The sequence below is a fragment of the Streptoalloteichus tenebrarius genome (assembly GCF_024171885.1).
Classification (GTDB): domain Bacteria; phylum Actinomycetota; class Actinomycetes; order Mycobacteriales; family Pseudonocardiaceae; genus Streptoalloteichus; species Streptoalloteichus tenebrarius.
In genome coordinates, this window is sequence record NZ_JAMTCP010000031.1 from 1 (window position 1) to 16,934 (window position 16,934).

Sequence of the window (16,934 nt, forward strand, 5' to 3'; positions counted from 1 at the left end):
GTGAGGCCGAGGGGGTCGAGCCAGGCGGTGGGGTTGGGGACGTAGGTGTGGGGGTTCGGGCCGCCGGCTAGGTCGAGCGGGTCGGGGGTGGTGTAGCGGCCCCCGGCGGGGTCGTAGTAACGGAAGTAGTTGTAGTGGAGGCCGGTTTCGGGGTCGTGGTACTGGCCCGGGAACCGGAGCGGGCAGTAGGCGGGCGTGCGAGGGCCGGGGAGGAAGGCGCCCCAGAGGGTGGTGCGGTGGTGCCAAGCCAGGTTGCCGGCCGGGTCGACCAGCTCGGTAGGGGTGCCGACCAGGTCCGTGACGATGGCGTAGAACCGCTGGTCGATCCACTCCTGAGGGGCGTCGCGCAGGGGTGCGCGCTCGGTCTGGGTGAGGGGCCGGAAGGTGCCGGGCTCGAAGTCCCACGTGGTGGTGTGCCGGGCGGGACCGGTGGGCTGGAGCAGGGTGTGGGTCTGCTCGGCCAGGACCAGGCCGTCCCAGGTGAAGTCGACCTGCTCGACGACTGAGACCCCGTCGGGGGCGAGGCGTTGCTTGGCGATGCGGCGGCCGAGTGGGTCGTAGAGGTAGCGCCAGCGTTGGCCGTCGGGGGTGGTGACGGCGGTGAGGCGGTCCTCGGCGTCCCAGGTGTAGTGCCAGGTCAGGGTCTTGCCGGAGAGGGTGCGGTGCTGGCGGAGCAGGACCCGGCCCTGGGGGTCGTGCTGGTAGTGGATGTTGCCGGCCCGCTGGATGAGGGTGCCGGCGTAGGAGCGGTCGCCCTGCGCCTCGGCGCCGGGCGCGGTGGGCCAGGTGGCGTGGGTGAGGTTGCCGGCCGGGTCGTAGGCGTAGCGCTCGGTCCAGCCGGGGGCGTGGACGGCGGTGACCCGGCCGGCGGCGTCGAGGTCGAAGCGGCGGGGGCCGGTGAGCTGGTCGTCGACGCCGGTCAGGTAGCCGTCGGGCCGGTAGTGGTAGCGCCGCTGGTGCACCACCCGGGCCTGGGGGGCGAACCCCGGCTGGGCCTGTCCCGGCGCGGTGAGCGTCTGGGAGATCAGCCGGTGCGCCGGGTCCCAGGTGCTGGCCAGCACCGGTCCGGTGTCGAGGGCCCGCTGGATCTCCCGGCCCGCCGCGTCGTGGTGGAACCGCAGGGTGCGGCCGGCGGTGTGCAGCGCGAGCGGTTGGTCGGACGCGCCGTACTCCCACCGGCTGATCGCCCCGGAGGGGGTGCGGCGCAGGAGCCGCCGGCCCAACGCGTCGTAGGAGGACACGACGGCACGGCCGTCACACGTCTCGGACAGGACCCGGCCCAGCGGGTCACGCTGGAAGGTCAGCTCGGCGTGCGCGTTGGCCGCGCGCACCAACCGCCCGGCCGGGTCGTAGGCGAGGGTGGTGACCGCGTCGTCGGACCGTTGTTCGACGACGTTGCCCAGCGCGTCGCGGACGTAGTGGATGGTCTGGCCCGCGCCGTTGGTGCGGGAGGTCAGTTGCCCGGCCGGGTCATAGGTGTAGGTGAGGGTGCGGCCGTTGAAGTCGGTCTCCCGCACCAGGTTGCCGGCCGGGTCGTACTCGTACCGCCATTCCAGCCCCTGGGGGTTGGTCACCGACACCAAACGCAGTTCGCTGTCGTAGGCGAACGACAGGCAGGACCCGTCCGGCGAGGTCTGGGACGCCGGCAGGTCGAAGCCGGTGTAGGTGGTGCGGGTGACCTGCCCGAGGGCGTCGACGTGCTCGACGAGGTTGCCCTCCCCGTCGTAGTGCCAGCGCTCGGTGGAGCCGTCGGGCAGGGTGCGCCAGGCGAGCCGTCCCTCGACCGTCCACCCCAGGTCCGTGACCCCGCCGAGCGGGTCGGTGATGTCGGTGACGCGCCCGAAGGCGTCCCGGGTGTAGCGGGTGGTGGCGCCCATCGGGTCGGTGACCGCCACCGGGAGACCGGCCGCGTTGGTCTGGATGCGGGTGGTGTTGCCCAGGGCGTCGACCACAGCCGACAGGCATCCGCGCTCGTCGTGCGTGTAGCGCGTGGTCGCGCCCATCGGGTCGGTGACGGCGACGAGGTTGCCGCGGTCGTCGTAGGCGCGTTGCCACACCGAACCGTCCGGCTCGGTGACCCGGACCGGCAGGCGAAGGTGGTTGTAGGCGATGGTCGCCTCGGTGCCGTCGGGGCGGACCACGGCGACGAGGTCGCCGTCCTCGCTGTAGCGGTAGCGGGTCGTGCGGCCCAACGGGTCGGTGCGGGCCAGTAGCCGGTCGTAGCGGTCCCATTCGGAGACCGTGGCGTGCCCGAGCGGGTTGACCACGCGCACGACCTGGCCGAGCTGGTTCATGTGGTACGTCGTCCGGTGCCCCAGCCCGTTCGTGACGACGGTGGTGCGGCTGTCCGTGTCGTACGTCAGCTCGCTGTCGAGGTATCCGTCCGTGCCCACGGTGCGCACGCAGCGGCCGTGCTCGTCGTAGATGTAGCGGTACCAGACCCCGTTCCGGTCCTGCCACCCAGTGATCCGCCCGGCGCGGTCGTAGTCGAACCGCAGCGCCTGGCCGGAGGAGTTGATGACCTCGACCAGGCGACGCGCGTCGTCGTAGACGTAGCGGACCAGGACCAGGTCGTTGCCCTGGTCGCCGCTGGCCAGCCGCAGGGCCGTGACCAGGCCGGCCGTGCTGTCCACAGTGATCTGGTAGCCGCCGGAGTGCCGGAGGCCGGACAGGACGCCGTCGTCGTCGTAGTCCAGATCGACGCGGTGCCCGTTGCGGTCCACGATCGCGCGCAACGGCAGGACGCCGGAGTCCCCGCCGGCGAAGTGCAGCGTCTGCCCGAGTTCCGGGACGGAGACCTGGTAAGTGCCATCCACAATGGACAGTGGCCACCGGGCGCCGGTCTCCGGCAGCACCGGCGAACCCGCCGTCGGCGACGGGTACACCAGGGTCACGCCCTCGTCCGCGACGAGGACGACCCCCTCGTCGTCCACCTCCAGCCGTTGGTCCACTGTGGACGACCAGGAACGGCCGAACCACCGGCCGGAGCGGTACGACGACACATGGGTGCGGGAGAGCACCAGCGGCAGCACGCCGGCCAGCTCGACGTCGGTCTGCCGCAGCACCATCTCGCCCGACGCGACGTCGATCGGGTCCTCCACGCACGTCCGCTTGTCCACGGGCGTCCGCGTCGTGTTCGGGTCGTTCGGCCGGTTGGGCGAGGTGTTCTTCCCGCCGCCACCGGGCTTCCCGCCGGCCGGCGTCGTCGGTGTTCCGTTGGGGCTGGTGGACGTGCTCGGGGTGTCCGGCTGCCCGTGCGTGCTCGGCGTCGTCGAGGTGCTGCCCGGCGACGTCGACGTCGGACTGGTGGAAGTCGACGTCGGACTGGTGGACGTCGGCGAGGTCGTGTGGCCGCCGTCCGGCGGGTGGCTGGCCGTCGGGGTCGTGCTCGTCGGCGAGGTCGTCGTCGTGTCAGGGGTCTTGGTGCTGGTGGGCGTGGTCGACGCCCGGGTGGTGGGCGCGTCGGGGCTCTTCGGGGTGTGGGGGCCGCCGCGCCCGCCCTTGGTCAACGCCTTCCTGATGGCGTCCCAGATGTCGCCGAGCTTCTTCATCAGCGGGCGCAGCTTCTCCAGCGAGCGCACCAGCTTCTGGATGAAGTCCTTGATGCGGTTGACCCACTTGGCGATCAACGACGCCGCCGACGCGACGACGTGCGGGGTCGCGGCGCCGAAGGTGCCGCCGATCTCCACGAGCCACTGGGGGATCCGCGCGATCAGCGTGGCCACGCACTCGGCGACCAGGTCCCGCACGATCTCGCGCACGGCCCCGACCAGCACGCCCACGACCTCGACGGCCGTGCCGATCGTGTCGGCCGCGGTCGCGGCGGCGGTGATCTGCTCGCGCTGGCGCCCGGCCGAGGCCCGGTACGCGTCCGCGGCCGCGCCGGTCCACCCCGCGGTGCCCTTGGCGACCTCGGCGCCGAAGTCCTGCGCGACCTGCCCGGTCTCCCGCGCCACGTTCTTCCACGTCTGCGCGTACGCGGCGATCTGGTCGGCGTCGCCCGCGAGCCAGTCCAGGGCGTCGGACAGCGGCTTGACGTGCTCCATCAGCCAGGAGACCGCGTACTGCAACAGGGTCCCGACCGGGTCCATGGCCAGCGACAGGGCCTCCAGCCCCGTGCCGGCCGCGCCGAGACCGGCCTCCAGCCACGACTTGTTCTGGACGCCGTTGTAGACGTCGGCGGCGGACTCGGCGATGCCGATGCCGGTGATCGCCGTCGTCGAGTCCTTGCGCTGCGCGACTAAGGGGTTGTCACCCATCACGCACCACCCCCAGCGGCGAACGGCCGTGTGTTGGCCTGCTCGGTGGCCTCGTAGGTCTGGCCGGTGTCACGGACCTCGCGCGCCGTCTCCGACATCGACTCCGCCGCCCGCCGCAACGCGTCCATCCCGGGGTCGCTCACCGCGTGCACCACCGGCACGAAGAAGGAGCAGATCTTCCCGTACGCCTCGTCCCCCATCGACACCTGCTGAGCGGCGCCCACGGCCGCGTCCAGCCGCTCCCGCAATGCGTCCAGGCGCGACGCGTGCGCCCGCAGCTCGTCGAACAGGACGTCGTAGCCGTCCGCCATCGTCGACCCCCTCAGGCTCGCCTAGCGCAGGAACGAGTCCCCGCCCCAGTCCTCGTCGTCCCCGTCGTCGCGCCGCCGCCCCGGCGGCGGGGGCGTGGGACGCGGTGGTTCGGCCTCGTCCTCCGGCCCGATCCGCATCTCCTCCACGCCCACCGACCCGGTCGACTCCTCGGGCTCGGGCTCGGGGAAGCGCTGGCGGTAGTTGTCCACCACCGCCCGCACCGTCTGGGCGTCGTCGCCCACGGTGGACCGCATGACCTCGGCGACCTGGTCGGTGATCCGCGCCTGCGCGCGCCGCATCGTGGACAGCACCAGCGCCGCCACCTCCGAGCCCGACATCTGCCGCACCCGGTCGGAGATCTCCAGGCCGGTCACGGCGCCGGAGGAGTCCACCGTCACGCGCACGGTCCCGTCGGAGGACGCGGCGGTCGAGCTGATCGCCGAGACCTGCTGCTGCATGGTCTGGTACCGCTCGGCCTTCGCCGTGACCTCGGCGGCCCACCGCTCCAGTTCCTGTTCGGTCCGCGCGCCGTCCAGCCCGAACATGGGCTCGCTCACGGTTTCCGCCCCCTCACGCACCGCTGACACTCGACCTGGACCATACCGAGCGACCGCCGGCCGGCGGCGCGAGTCCGCCAAGATCAGGGCGAACGGGTTCGGCGGGGCCGGCGGCCGCCGTAGGTCAGGCGGGGGCCGTAGGTCAGGCGGGGGCCGTAGGTCAGGCGGGGGCCGTAGGTCAGGCGGGGGCCGCGGGGAGTTCGACGGCCACGGCGAGCCCGCCACCGGCGACCGGGGCGGCGCGCAGCCGGCCACCGTGGGCGGTCACGGCGGCCCGCACGATCGACAGCCCCAGCCCGGCCCCGGACCGCCCGGTCCTGGCCACGACACCGCGCCGGAAGGGCTCGAACAGCTCGGCCACCCGTTCCGGGGCGATCACCGGGCCGGACGAGGCGACCTCCAGCCGGCTCCACCCCGGCCCCGCCTCGGTCCGCGCGGTCAGCCAGCCGCCGTCGACGTTGTGCCGCACGGCGTTCTCCAGCAGGTTGCCGGCGACCCGCTCCAACAGCGCCGGGTCCCCCACGGCGAAGGCGGGGCGGGTGTCGAAGGTCAGGCGCAGGCCCCGGCGTTCCGCGTCCGCCCGCGCGCCACGCCACGCGCTGGCGACCACCGCCGCGAGGTCGACCGGCTCGTGGACGGCCAGTCCGGCGGCGTCGGTGCGCGCGAGCAGCAGGAGCGCCTCGACCAACTGCTCGGCCCGCAGCGTCGCGTCCCGCACCACGCCGGCCATGCGGCGCAGCTCCTCGGCGTCGGCGTCGGGGTCGGACAGGGTCACGTCCAGCTCGGTCCTGATCACCGCCAGCGGCGTCCGCAGCTCGTGGCTGGCGTTGGCGACGAACCGGCGTTGCGCGTCGAACCCCGCCTGGAGCCGGTCCAGCATGGCGTCGAAGGTGTCGGCCAGCTCGGCGACCTCGTCCCTGGGCCCCTCCAGCCGGATGCGCTCCTCCAGCGACTCGGCGGACAGGCGGCGGGCGGTCTCGGTGACCTCGTGGACCGGCGCCAGGACCCGGCCGGTGAACACCCAGGCGAGCAGGGCGGTGGCCACGACCACGCAGAGGAACGCCACCAGGCCGCTGCTCAGCACCTGGTCCTGCGCGTGCCGCCGCAGCACCGCGCCGAGCTGGTCCGCGGCGATCTCGTACCCGCCGACCCGCACCCGGCTGCCCTCGGGCAACCGGGGCACGGCCGCCACGACGCCGCCCACGAGCAGCCACCCCAGCCACAGCAGCAGGGCGCTCGTCCCGGCGACCAGGCCGGTGGCGACCAGGGTCATGCGCAGCCGCAGGCCCGGTCCCCGCCGGCGGCGCACGCCCGCCCACGCCGCCGTCGGCGGCGGCGGCGTCCCGGTGGTTCCGCGCATGGACTCAGGCGCCGGACGTCGCCGACGGCACGCGGTAGCCGGAGCCGACGACGGTCTCGATGACGCCCGGCTCCCCCAGCTTCTTGCGCAGCGTCATGACCGTGACCCGGACGGTGGTGGTGAACGGGTCGGCGTTCTCGTCCCAGACCCGCTCCAGCAGCTCCTCGCTGCTCACGACGGCGCCGCCCGCGGCGAGCAGCACCTCCAGCACCCCGAACTCCTTGCGGGTCAGCTCGACGTGCCGGCCGGCCCTGGTGACGGTGCGGCGGGCGGGGTCGAGCACGACGTCGCCCGCGCTGAGCACCGGCGGCGTCGGCGGGGTGGCCCTCCGCCCGAGCGCCCGCACCCTGGCCACCAGCTCGGGGAAGGCGAACGGCTTGGCCAGGTAGTCGTCGGCGCCGAGGGACAGCCCGGCGACCCTGTCCTCGATCGCCCCGCTCGCGGTGAGCATCAGCACCCTGGTGAGCGCGCCGGAGGAGACGATCTCCTGGCACAGCTCGTCTCCCGACATGCCGGGCAGGTCCCGGTCGAGCACCACCACGTCGTACCGGGTGATGCTGACCTTCTCGTGGCCGGTGTCGCCGTCGTAGGCGACGTCCACGGCCATCCCTTCCCGCCGCAACCCCCGCGCGACCGCGTCCGCGAGTGGCTGCTCGTCCTCCACGACCAGGATGCGCACCTCTCCAAGGTGCCACACGACTCGGGGAAGATTGCCGCCCGTTCGTCACTTCCCGCAGCCACACCCGCCACATCCGCGCCCTGAACGAGCGGGTTGACAGGACGGGCAGGTCGCGCTGGGTCACCGCACGCGGGAAACCCGACGCACGAGGACAGGCGAGGACCGCCCCGCCGAGGAGGCAGGGCCAGAGGGCTCAGCGGAGGAGGCGGGGCCGGGGGCTCAGCGGTGGTCGGCGTCCTCGGGGGCCGGCAGCGACTCCTGGTCCACCTCGGACGGGACGTCACCGAGCAGGCCGGCGGCCCAGCCGGTCACCCGGCGCGCCACGTCCTGCGCGGTGAGCCCCAGCTCGGCCAGCACCTCGTCCCGCGAGGCGTGGTCGAGGAACCGCTGCGGCACGCCGAGGTCGCGCAGCGGAACGTCCACGTCGGCGTCGCGCAGCGCGGCCGCCAGCGCCCAGCCGAAGCCGCCGTGCCGGCCGCCGTCCTCGACGGTGACGACCAGCCGGTGCTCGGCCGCCATCCCGACCAGCTCCTCCGGCACCGGGGTGATCCACCTCGGGTCCACCACGGTGACCCCGATGCCCTGGTCGGCCAGCCGCTCGGCCGCCGCGACGCCGAGCTTGACGAACGCGCCCACCGCGACGAGCAACACGTCCCTGCTCTCGCCCCTGCGCAGCACGTCGACCTGCCCGACGCGCTCGACCGCCGGCAGCTCGGGGATCACGCCGCCCTTGGGGAAGCGCAGCACGGTCGGGCCGTCGGTCACCGCGACCGCCTCCCGCAACTCCTCGCGCAGGGTGATCGCGTCCCTCGGCGCGGCGACCCGGATGCCCGGGATCACGCCGAGGATCGAGATGTCCCACATGCCGTTGTGGCTGGCGCCGTCGCTGCCGGTGATGCCGGCGCGGTCCAGCACCACGGTCACCGGCTGCCGGTGCAGCGCGACGTCCATGAGGAGCTGGTCGAAGGCCCGGTTGAGGAACGTGGCGTAGACCGCGACCACGGGGTGCAGGCCGCCCATGGCCATGCCGGCCGCCGAGGTCAGCGCGTGCTGCTCGGCGATGCCGACGTCGAAGCAGCGCCCGGGGTAGGTGTCGGCGAACCGCTGGAGGCCGGTCGGGCCGAGCATCGCCGCGGTGATCGCCACCAGGTCCTCGCGCTCCGCGCCGAGCTTCACCAGCTCGTCGGAGAACACCGAGGTCCACGACGTCTTCTTCCGGACCAGCGGCTCGCCGGTCGCCGGGTCCATCGCGTCGGTGGCGTGCATCTGGTCGGCCTCGTGGTTCTCCGCGGGCGCGTAGCCGTTGCCCTTGCGGGTCACCGCGTGCACGATCACCGGCCCGCCGAACGCCTTGGCCCTGTGCAGGGCGGCCTCCAGCGCGCGCAGGTCGTGGCCGTCGACCGGGCCGAGGTACTTCATGCCCAGGTCCTCGAACAGGATCTGCGGGCTCAGCGCGTCCTTGATCCCGCGCTTGGCCGCGTGCAGCGCCGCGTACAGCGGCTTGCCCACGACGGGCGTCTGCTGCAACGCGCGGCGCCCGCTCTCCAGCGCCTTCTCGTAGCCGGGGCGCAGCCGCAGCGCGGCGAGGTGGTCGGCGAGGCCGCCGATGGTCGGCGAGTAGGAGCGCCCGTTGTCGTTGACCACGATCACGACCGGCCGGTCCTGGTCGGCGGCGATGTTGTTCAACGCCTCCCAGCACATGCCGCCGGTCAGCGCGCCGTCGCCGACGATCGCGACGACGTGCCGCCGGGCGTCGCGGAGCTGGAAGGCCCTGGACAGGCCGTCGGCGTAGGACAGCGCGGTCGAGGCGTGGCTGTTCTCGACGAGGTCGTGCTCGCTCTCGGCCCGCGACGGGTAGCCGGACAGGCCGCCCTTGGTCCGGAGGGTGTCGAAGTCGGCGTGCCGGCCGGTGACGATCTTGTGGACGTACGCCTGGTGCCCGGTGTCGAAGACCACCGCGTCGTGCGGCGAGTCGAACACGCGGTGCACGGCGAGGGTCAGCTCGACGGCGCCGAGGTTCGGGCCGAGGTGACCACCCGTTCGGGAGACCTTCTCCACCAGGAAGGTGCGGATCTCCTCGGCGAGCCGCGTCAGCTCCCCGTGCTCCAGCCGCTTCAGATCGGCAGGGCTCTGCACGGATTCCAGCAGCGTCACCGCTCCACCTCTCCTGTACCGGGCTGTCTGTCAGGCCGTTGTCGTCGTGCCGTGTCGCCGGACTTGCCGCCCGGTGGGCGACTTCCGGCCAGTCTACGGAGACCCATTCGGGTGCTCTCGGCGACCGGTAGTGGGACGTCCGACCGGGGCCCGAGGTTGGCGTCACGCCTCGCTACCGGGCATTTCCCGCGCGTGACCGAGTGAACATCTCCAGACCGGATCTCCCGTCATCGGGGGATAAGCCACCCGGATGGGCGAAGTGAGATGCGTCTCACCCCCGGCCTGGGCCGGGGCCTTCCCTCCTGGGAAGGGGCGCGGGAGGGACACGGAGGGGACGCGGAAGCCACGCGAGGCCACGCCGACCAGCGCGACGGCGCCGCAGGGCGCCGGCGCGGCCGTCGGCCCCCCGTCGACGCGGCGGGCCGGACTGGTCAGCGGGCCGCGCCCGCCGCGCGCAGGGCGTCGACCTCCTCGGGCGTGAAGCCCCAGTCGAGCAACGCGCTGGTCGTGTGCTGGCCCGGGTGGGGCGCGGGTCCGGCGACCTCGCCGGGGGTCCGCGACAGCCGGGGCGCGGGCGCCGGCTGCGGCATCCCCGCGACGTCGACGAACGCCGCGCGGGCCCGCAGGTGCGGGTGGTCGACCGCCTCGGCCGGGCTCAGCACCGGGGCGACGCACGCGTCGTGGGCGGCGAACACCTCGGCCCACTCGTCCCTGGTCCTGGTGGCGAACACGGCCGCGAGGCGGTCGCCCAGCGCGGGCCAGGCGGCCCGGTCGTGCCGGTCGGGCAGGTCCGCCCCGGTCAGGCCGAGCCCGGCGAGCAGCGCCGCGTAGAACTGGGGCTCCAGCGCGCCCACGGCCACGTAACGACCGTCAGCGCAGGTGTAGCAGCGGTAGAAGGGCGCCGCGCCGTCCAGCAGGTTGCCCTCCCGCTGGTCACGCCACATCCCGGCGGCGCGGAAGCCGTGGAGCATGGCGGTGAGCAGGACCGAGCCCTCCACCATGGCGGCGTCGACGACCTGGCCCCTCCCGGAGCGCTCCCGCTCCCACAACGCGGCCAGGACCCCCGCGACCAGCACCATCCCGCCGCCGCCGAAGTCCGCGACGTAGTTCAGCGGGGGCACGGGCGGCGCGTCGGCCGGCCCGACCGGCCACAGCGCCCCGGAGATCGCCAGGTAGGTGATGTCGTGCCCGGCGACCGGCGCGAGCGGGCCGTCCTGGCCGTAGCCGCTGAGCCGCCCGTAGACGAGGCGGGGGTTGCGGGCGAGGCAGACGTCCGGGCCGAGCCCCAGGCGCTCGCAGACCCCTGGCCGGAACCCCTCGACCAGCACGTCCGCCCGCTCGACCAGGCGCAGCACGGCGGCCACGCCGTCGGGGTGCTTGAGGTCGACGGCCACCGAACGGCGGCCCCGCGCCAGCGGGTCGGGCGGCGGGGCGGCCGGCGGGTCCGCCGGCACGTGGGCCGCCCGGTCGACCCGCAGGACCTCCGCCCCCATGTCGGACAGCACCGTGCAGGCGAACGGAGCCGGCGCGAGGCTCGCGATCTCCACCACCCGCAGTCCGCGCAACGGTCCTGGCACGCCGCGTCCTCCCCCCGCGTCAGCCGAGCATCGCCCGGCCGACGATCTCCTTCATGATCTCCGACGTCCCGGCGTAGATCCGCTGCACCCGCGCGTCGGCGTAGGCCCGGCAGACCGGGTGCTCCCACATGAAGCCCATGCCGCCGTGGATCTGCACGGCCTCGTCGACCACCCGGCCCAGCACCTCGCTGGCGAACAGCTTGGCCTCGGCCGCGTCCGCCGGTCCGAGGTCGCCGGCCTCGTGCGCGAGCACGCAGCGGTCGACGAACGCCAGCGCCACGTCGACCTCGGTGCGCATCTGGGCGAGCCGGAACCGGATGTCCTGGAACTTCGCCAGCGGTCGGCCGAACGCCTCCCTCCGCCGCGCGTGCTCCACGGCGAGCCGCAACGCGGCCTCGGCTCCCGCGACGCAGCCGGCGGCCACGGTCAGCCGCTCCTGCGCGAACATTCCCATGATCGCGCCGAAGCCCTGGGCCGGGTCGCCGAGCACCGCGTCGGGGCCGACCCGCACCCCGTCGAAGAACAACTCGGCGGTGTCCTGCGAGCGCATGCCGAGCTTGTCCAGCTTGCGGCCGCGCGCGAACCCTGGGGCCCCCGACTCGACGAGGAACAGCCCGACCGCGTGCCGCTGCTCGGGATCGGTGCGGGCGGCCACGATCACCAGGTCCGCGTGCACGCCGTTGGAGATGAACGTCTTCGAGCCGGTGATCACCCAGTGGTCGCCGTCCCGCTCCGCCCTGGTCGTCATGCCGGCCACGTCGGACCCGGTGCCCGGCTCGGTGATCGCGAGGGCGAGCACCACGTCGCCGCTGACCGCGCCGGGCAGCCAGCGGTCGCGCTGCTCGGGGGTGCCGTGCGCGGCCAGGTAGGGCGCGACGACGGCGGAGTGCAGCGGGATGGCCAGCCCGGTCTCGCCGATCGCCGCCAGCTCCTCGATCAGCACCTGCTCGTAGCGGAACCCGGTGAGCCCCAGCCCGCCGTGCCGTTCGTCGGCCCACGGCAGCAGGAAGCCGTGCTTGCCGGCCGACCGCCAGACCTCCCGGTCGACGATGCCCTCGGCCAGCCAGCGTTCCTGGTGCGGGACCACCTCCCGCTGGAGGAAGCCGCGGAAGGCCGAGCGGTACTCCTCGTGCCCAGGCTCGTAGTGCACACGCCGCACGTCGATCACCTCCGGTCGCCGTCTGGCACGCTAGGCCCACCCGGCGGCCGTCGCCCATGGCGTCGCCGCTCGATCCGGGTGACCGCAGCGGTCACACCCGGCCCTGTCCTGGCGTCCCGGCGAGCACGAGGCGATGACGACCCGCACGATCGCGATCCACCACGTCACCGCGGCGCTGCGCGGGGCGCGGCGCCGCGGCCTGGCCGTCGACGCGCTGCTCACGGCGGCGGGGATCGCCCCGGTGTTGTTGTCCCAACCGAGGGCGAGGGTGACGCCGGACCAGTTCGCCAGGCTGGTCAAGAAGTTGTGGGACGCGTTGGACGACGAGTTCCTCGGCTTCGGCGCGGTCCGCGGCCGTCGGGGGACCTTCGCGACGATGGGGCTGCTCGCGGTGCACAGCCCCGACCTGGGCACGGCCCTGCGGCGGGCGTCCGCGTTCTACGCGTTGTTCGCCGACGAGGAGCCCGTGCGCCTGGACGTCGAGGGCGACACCGCCCGCCTGGTCACGCGTCTGTCCATGGTGGACGATCCAGAGCACTTCCTCACCGAGTCGGTGCTGGTGATCGCGCACCGCTTCGCCAACTGGCTCGTGCGGACCCGGATCCCCCTGCTGCTGGCGGAGTTCGACTACCCGCAGCCGGCGCACCGCGCCGAGTACGACCTCATCTTCGGCTGCCCGCAGGAGTTCGGGGCGCCGCGCACGGCGATCAGCTTCGCCGCCACCCACCTCGACCGCCCGGTGTTGCAGGACGAGGCGAGCCTCGCCGGGTTCCTCCACCGCTCCCCCGCCGACCTGCTGGCGCGCCGCGACTACGGCAGCACGACGGGCGCCCGCGTGCACACCCTGCTGGCCAGGGCGGTGCACGCGGGCGCGGCCGGCCCCGGCGGCGCGGGGCTCCCCGGCCTGGAGCAGGTGGCCACGCGGCTGTCGGTCAGCCCGCAGACCCTGCGGCGCCAGCTCCGCGAGGAGGGCACGGCGTTCAGCCGCATCAAGGACCAGGTCCGCAGGGACGCCGCCGTGGCGGCCCTGGTCGCCGGGCGGGAGTCGATCGAGGAGCTGGCGGTCCGGCTCGGGTTCTCCGAGGCCAGCGCGTTCCACCGCGCGTTCCGCCGGTGGACGGGCGCCAGCCCCGGCTCGTACCGGGCCTCCCGCTCCCCCGCGCCCCGCTGAAGCCACACGGGGTCGCGGGGCGCGGGAGACGTGGCGGTCAGAACGGCTTGTCCGCCGCGGCCCGCTCCCGCAGCAGGGCGGGAGGGGCGAACCGCTCCCCGTGCGCGGCGGCCAGCTCGTCGGCGCGGGCGACGAACGCCGACAGCCCGTAGCCGTTGACGAACTGGAGCACGCCCCCGGTCCACGGCGGGAACCCGATGCCCATGATGCTGCCGACGTTGGCGTCCGCCACGGAGGTCAGCACGCCGTCCTCCAGGCACCGCACGGCCTCCAGGGCCTGGACGAACAGCAGCCGGTCCCGCAGCTCCCGCCCGTCCACGTCGTCGCGCTCCGGCCGGTGGAACCGGGTCGTCAGCTCCGGCCACAACCGTTTCGGCCCGTCCTGCGGGTAGTCGTAGAAGCCCGCGCCGGCGGCCCGCCCCGCGCGGCCCAGCTCGTTGACCATCAGGTCGATGACCGGGAACGCGGGGTGGTCGGGCAGCGCCCTCCCCTCGGCGGCGAGGTCGGCGGCGGTCTGCTCCCTGATGTGCCACATCAGCGACAGGGACACCTCGTCGGAGACCGCCAGCGGGCTGACCGGGAACCCGGCCAGCCTGGCCTGGTTCTCGACCAGCGCGGGACGCACCCCCTCCGCCACCATCGCCACCCCCTCGGTGGCGTAGGTGCCGAACACCCGGGAGGTGAAGAAGCCCCTGCCGTCGTTGACGACGATCGGCGTCTTGCCGATCCGGCGCACGTAGTCGAACGCCGTCGCCAGCGCCTCGTCCCCGCTGTCGCGTCCCCGGATGATCTCGACGAGCGGCATCTTCGGGACGGGAGAGAAGAAGTGCAGTCCGCAGAACCGCTCCGGCCGCCGCACCGCCGTGGCGAGACCGGTGATCGGCAACGTCGAGGTGTTGGAGGTGACGACCGCGTCCGGGCGGGTCTCCGCCACCACCTCCTCGGCCGCGGCGAGCACCGCGTTCTTCAGTTCACGGTTCTCCGGCACGGCCTCGATCACCAGGTCACAGCCGGCCAGGTCGGCGTCGGACCCGGTGGGCGTGATCCTGGCCAGCACGGCGTCCCGCTCCGCCCCGGCCAGCCGGCCGGCCTCGACCGACTCCGCCAGCTCACCGGCGATCCTGGCGAGGCCGCGCTCGGCGACCTCGGCGGAGACGTCCTTGAGCACGACCTCGATCCCGGCCTCGGCGGTGACCCGCGCGATGCCGGCGCCCATCATCCCCGAGCCGAGCACGCCGACCCGGCGCACGGCCCGCTCCGGCACGCCGGCCGGGCGGGACCGCCCTGCGTTGACCTCGTTGAGCTGGAACCAGAACGCGGTGATCATGTTCTTGGCGACCTGCCCCGAGACCAGGTCCGCGAAGTAGCGCGTCTCGATCCGCTGCGCGGTGTCGACGTCCACCGCCATGCCCTCCACGGCCGCCGCGAGGATCCGCTCCGGCGCGGGCAGCGTGCCGTGGGTCCGCTTCCGCAGCATCGCCGGCGCGGCCGCCGTCACCTGCCGCACGACGGGGTCGTCCAGCCCGCCCCCGGGGATCGCGTACCCCGGGGTGTCCCAGGGCTGCCGGGCGTCCCGGTTGGCCGCGATCCACTCCTTCGCCCGGTCCAGCCCGGTCGCCACGTCGGGCGCCAGCTCGTGCAGCAGCCCAGCCCGCAGCGCGCGGCCCGGCCGCAGGCGTTTTCCCTCCAGCAACAGGGGAAGCGCCGCCGCGAGGCCGAGCAGGCGCACGTACCGGGTGACCCCGCCGCCGGCGGGCAACAGGCCGAGCATCACCTCGGGCAGGCCGACCCGCAGCTCCGGATCGTCCACGCAGATCCGGTGGTGACAGGCCAACGCCAACTCGAACCCACCACCCAACGCGGAACCGTTGAGCAGGGCGACGACCGGACGCCCCAGCGTCTCCAGACGCCGCAACAGGCCCTTGAACCCGTCCAGCTCGGCGGTCAGCCTCGGCACGTGCTCGTCGGTGACCGCCAGCATCTCGTCGAGGTCGGCGCCGGCCAGGAAGGTGCGTTTCGCCGAGGTGAGCACCACCCCCGCGATCTCGTCCCGTTCCGCCTCCAGCCGCTCGACCGTCGCGGCGAAGGCCGCCCGGAACGCGGCGTCGAGGGTGTTCGCCGACCGGCCCGGCGCGTCCATCGTCAGAACGACGACGTCGCGCGCGTCCCGTTCCCACCGGAAGATCTCGCTCATCGCCAGCCCCCTCAGACCCGCTCGACCACGGTCGCCACGCCCATGCCCGCCCCGACGCACAGGGTCGCCAACCCGGTGGTCAGGTCCCGGCGCTCCAGCTCGTCCAGCAGCGTGCCGACAAGCACGCAGCCGGTCGCGCCGAGCGGGTGGCCGAGAGCGATCGCGCCGCCGTTGACGTTCACCCGGTCCTCGTCCACGCCGGTGTCCCTGAGGAACTTCAGCACCACGGCGGCGAAGGCTTCGTTGACCTCGAACAGGTCGATGTCGCCGAAACCCATGCCCGCCCTGGCCAACGCGCGGCGCGCGGCCGGGGCGGGACCGGTCAGCATGATCGTGGGCTCCGTGCCGACCACGGCGGTGGCCAACACCCTGGCCCTCGGCCGCGCGCCGATCCGCTCCGCGGCCGCGGCGGAGCCGACCAGCAGGGCGGCGGCCCCGTCGACGATCGCCGACGAGTTGCCCGCGGTGTGCCGGTGCTCGATCCGCTCCACCATCGGATACCGGTCGACGGCCACGGCGTCGAACCCGGCGGCGCCCACGCCGGCGAAGCTGGGCGCGAGCCCGGCCAGGGACTCCACCGTGGTCTCCGGCCGGATCGCCTCGTCCTCCTTGAGCAGGACCGCGCCGAGCCGGTCGACCACCGGCACCAGCGAGCGGTCGAACCGCCCCGCCGCCCGCGCGGCGGCGGCCCGCTGGTGCGACCGCGCGGCGTAGGCGTCCAGCTCCGCGCGGCCGAATCCCTCCATGGTGGCGATCAAATCGGCGGAGACGCCCTGCGGCACGAATCCGGTCGCCAGGTTCAGCTCGGGGTCGCCGTACCAGGCGCCGCCGTCGGAGCCCATCGGCACCCGCGACATCGACTCCGAGCCGCCGGCGACCACCAGGTCCTCCCACCCGGACGCGACCTTCGCCGCCGCCAGGTTCACCGCCTCCAGCCCCGAGGCGCAGAACCGGTTCACCTGCACGCCGGGCACGTCGACGTCCCAGCCCGCGTGCAGCACGGCGGCGCGGGCGATGTCAGCGCCCTGCTCGCCCACCGGGGTCACACAGCCCCACACCACGTCGTCGACCAGGCCGGTGTCCAGCTCGACGCACTCGGCGAGCCCGCGCAACGCGGTCGCCGCCAGTTCCACGGGTTTGACGCTGTGCAGCGCGCCGCGCTTGCCCTTGCCACGCGGGGTGCGCACCGCGTCCAGAATGAACGCATCGCCCATGCGCCGAAGCTAGGGCCGACGCGTCCTCCCCACCCATGACCTGAGCGCTCGCCTTGGCTGACCTCCCCGGCCCGTCCCAACCGGTGGTGAAGAAGTTCCAGCCGCTAGCGGACCCACCCCCGCGTGCGCGGGGAAGACATCCGTCAGGTCAGGTGGTCGAACTCTCCGGCCGACTCACCCCCGCGTACGCGGGGAAGACGGGCTCGCTCCGTTTCTGGGCGTGGTGGTCGACGACTCACCCCCGCGTACGCGGGGAAGACCATCCCGCCGCTGGCGGAGCTGCCGGTGAACATGACTC

At 74.0% G+C, this 16,934-nt stretch carries 11 protein-coding genes; 1 reads left to right on the forward strand and 10 read right to left on the reverse strand.

Going from position 1 to position 16,934, the window contains the following annotated elements; genetic code table 11:
• The 8 genes from LX15_RS22290 to LX15_RS33215 all read right to left on the reverse strand — a co-directional run.
• On the reverse strand, positions 1–4,259 hold a 4,259-nt coding region (locus LX15_RS22290; RefSeq protein WP_253671581.1), incomplete at its 3' end, for a DUF6531 domain-containing protein.
• On the reverse strand, positions 4,259–4,570 hold the full coding sequence (locus LX15_RS22295; RefSeq protein WP_253671582.1) for a type VII secretion target: 312 nt from the start codon (positions 4,568–4,570) through the stop codon (positions 4,259–4,261). The genes LX15_RS22290 and LX15_RS22295, both read right to left, overlap by 1 nt.
• A 21-nt stretch (positions 4,571–4,591) precedes the next feature.
• The gene (locus tag LX15_RS22300) at positions 4,592–5,128 is read right to left on the reverse strand and encodes a YbaB/EbfC family nucleoid-associated protein (RefSeq protein WP_253671583.1); all 537 of its coding nucleotides are present in this window, start codon (positions 5,126–5,128) and stop codon (positions 4,592–4,594) included.
• 178 nt (positions 5,129–5,306) lie between these two features.
• Positions 5,307–6,401: a sensor histidine kinase gene (locus LX15_RS22305; protein ID WP_253671649.1), complete on the reverse strand. Its 1,095-nt coding sequence runs from the start codon at positions 6,399–6,401 to the stop codon at positions 5,307–5,309.
• Positions 6,402–6,492: 91 nt separating this feature from the next.
• Complete coding sequence (locus LX15_RS22310) at positions 6,493–7,167, reverse strand: response regulator transcription factor (RefSeq protein ID WP_253671584.1); 675 nt, start codon at positions 7,165–7,167, stop codon at positions 6,493–6,495.
• 219 nt (positions 7,168–7,386) lie between these two features.
• Positions 7,387–9,321: a 1-deoxy-D-xylulose-5-phosphate synthase gene (gene dxs, locus LX15_RS22315; protein ID WP_253671585.1), complete on the reverse strand. Its 1,935-nt coding sequence runs from the start codon at positions 9,319–9,321 to the stop codon at positions 7,387–7,389.
• Between the two features lie 431 nt (positions 9,322–9,752).
• Positions 9,753–10,898, reverse strand: coding sequence for a CaiB/BaiF CoA transferase family protein (locus LX15_RS22320; protein ID WP_253671586.1), 1,146 nt, complete (start codon positions 10,896–10,898; stop codon positions 9,753–9,755).
• 19 nt (positions 10,899–10,917) lie between these two features.
• Positions 10,918–12,057, reverse strand: coding sequence for an acyl-CoA dehydrogenase family protein (locus LX15_RS33215; RefSeq protein ID WP_253671587.1), 1,140 nt, complete (start codon positions 12,055–12,057; stop codon positions 10,918–10,920).
• Between the two features lie 133 nt (positions 12,058–12,190).
• Between LX15_RS33215 and LX15_RS22330 the strand changes: the two genes are divergently transcribed.
• Positions 12,191–13,228 carry an AraC family transcriptional regulator gene (locus LX15_RS22330; protein WP_253671588.1) on the forward strand — a complete coding sequence of 346 codons (1,038 nt, stop codon included), beginning with the start codon at positions 12,191–12,193 and terminating at the stop codon, positions 13,226–13,228.
• 37 nt (positions 13,229–13,265) lie between these two features.
• On the opposite strand, the gene LX15_RS22335 is transcribed toward LX15_RS22330, so the two are convergent.
• Together LX15_RS22335 and LX15_RS22340 are read right to left on the reverse strand one after the other, a co-directional pair.
• The gene (locus LX15_RS22335; protein WP_253671589.1) at positions 13,266–15,422 is read right to left on the reverse strand and encodes a 3-hydroxyacyl-CoA dehydrogenase NAD-binding domain-containing protein; all 2,157 of its coding nucleotides are present in this window, start codon (positions 15,420–15,422) and stop codon (positions 13,266–13,268) included.
• 11 nt (positions 15,423–15,433) lie between these two features.
• On the reverse strand, positions 15,434–16,636 hold the full coding sequence (locus LX15_RS22340; protein WP_253671590.1) for an acetyl-CoA C-acetyltransferase: 1,203 nt from the start codon (positions 16,634–16,636) through the stop codon (positions 15,434–15,436).
• Positions 16,637–16,934: the final 298 nt, after the last annotated feature.

Bases quoted from the DNA above. Each gene is read 5' to 3' on its own strand.
- LX15_RS22330 (WP_253671588.1), top strand. From the start codon at position 12,191: ATGACGACCCGCACGATCGCGATCCACCACGTCACCGCGGCGCTGCGC.
- LX15_RS22305 (WP_253671649.1), bottom strand. From the start codon at position 6,401: ATGACCCTGGTCGCCACCGGCCTGGTCGCCGGGACGAGCGCCCTGCTG.
- LX15_RS22340 (WP_253671590.1), bottom strand. From the start codon at position 16,636: ATGGGCGATGCGTTCATTCTGGACGCGGTGCGCACCCCGCGTGGCAAG.
- LX15_RS22335 (WP_253671589.1), bottom strand. From the start codon at position 15,422: ATGAGCGAGATCTTCCGGTGGGAACGGGACGCGCGCGACGTCGTCGTT.
- LX15_RS22295 (WP_253671582.1), bottom strand. From the start codon at position 4,570: ATGGCGGACGGCTACGACGTCCTGTTCGACGAGCTGCGGGCGCACGCG.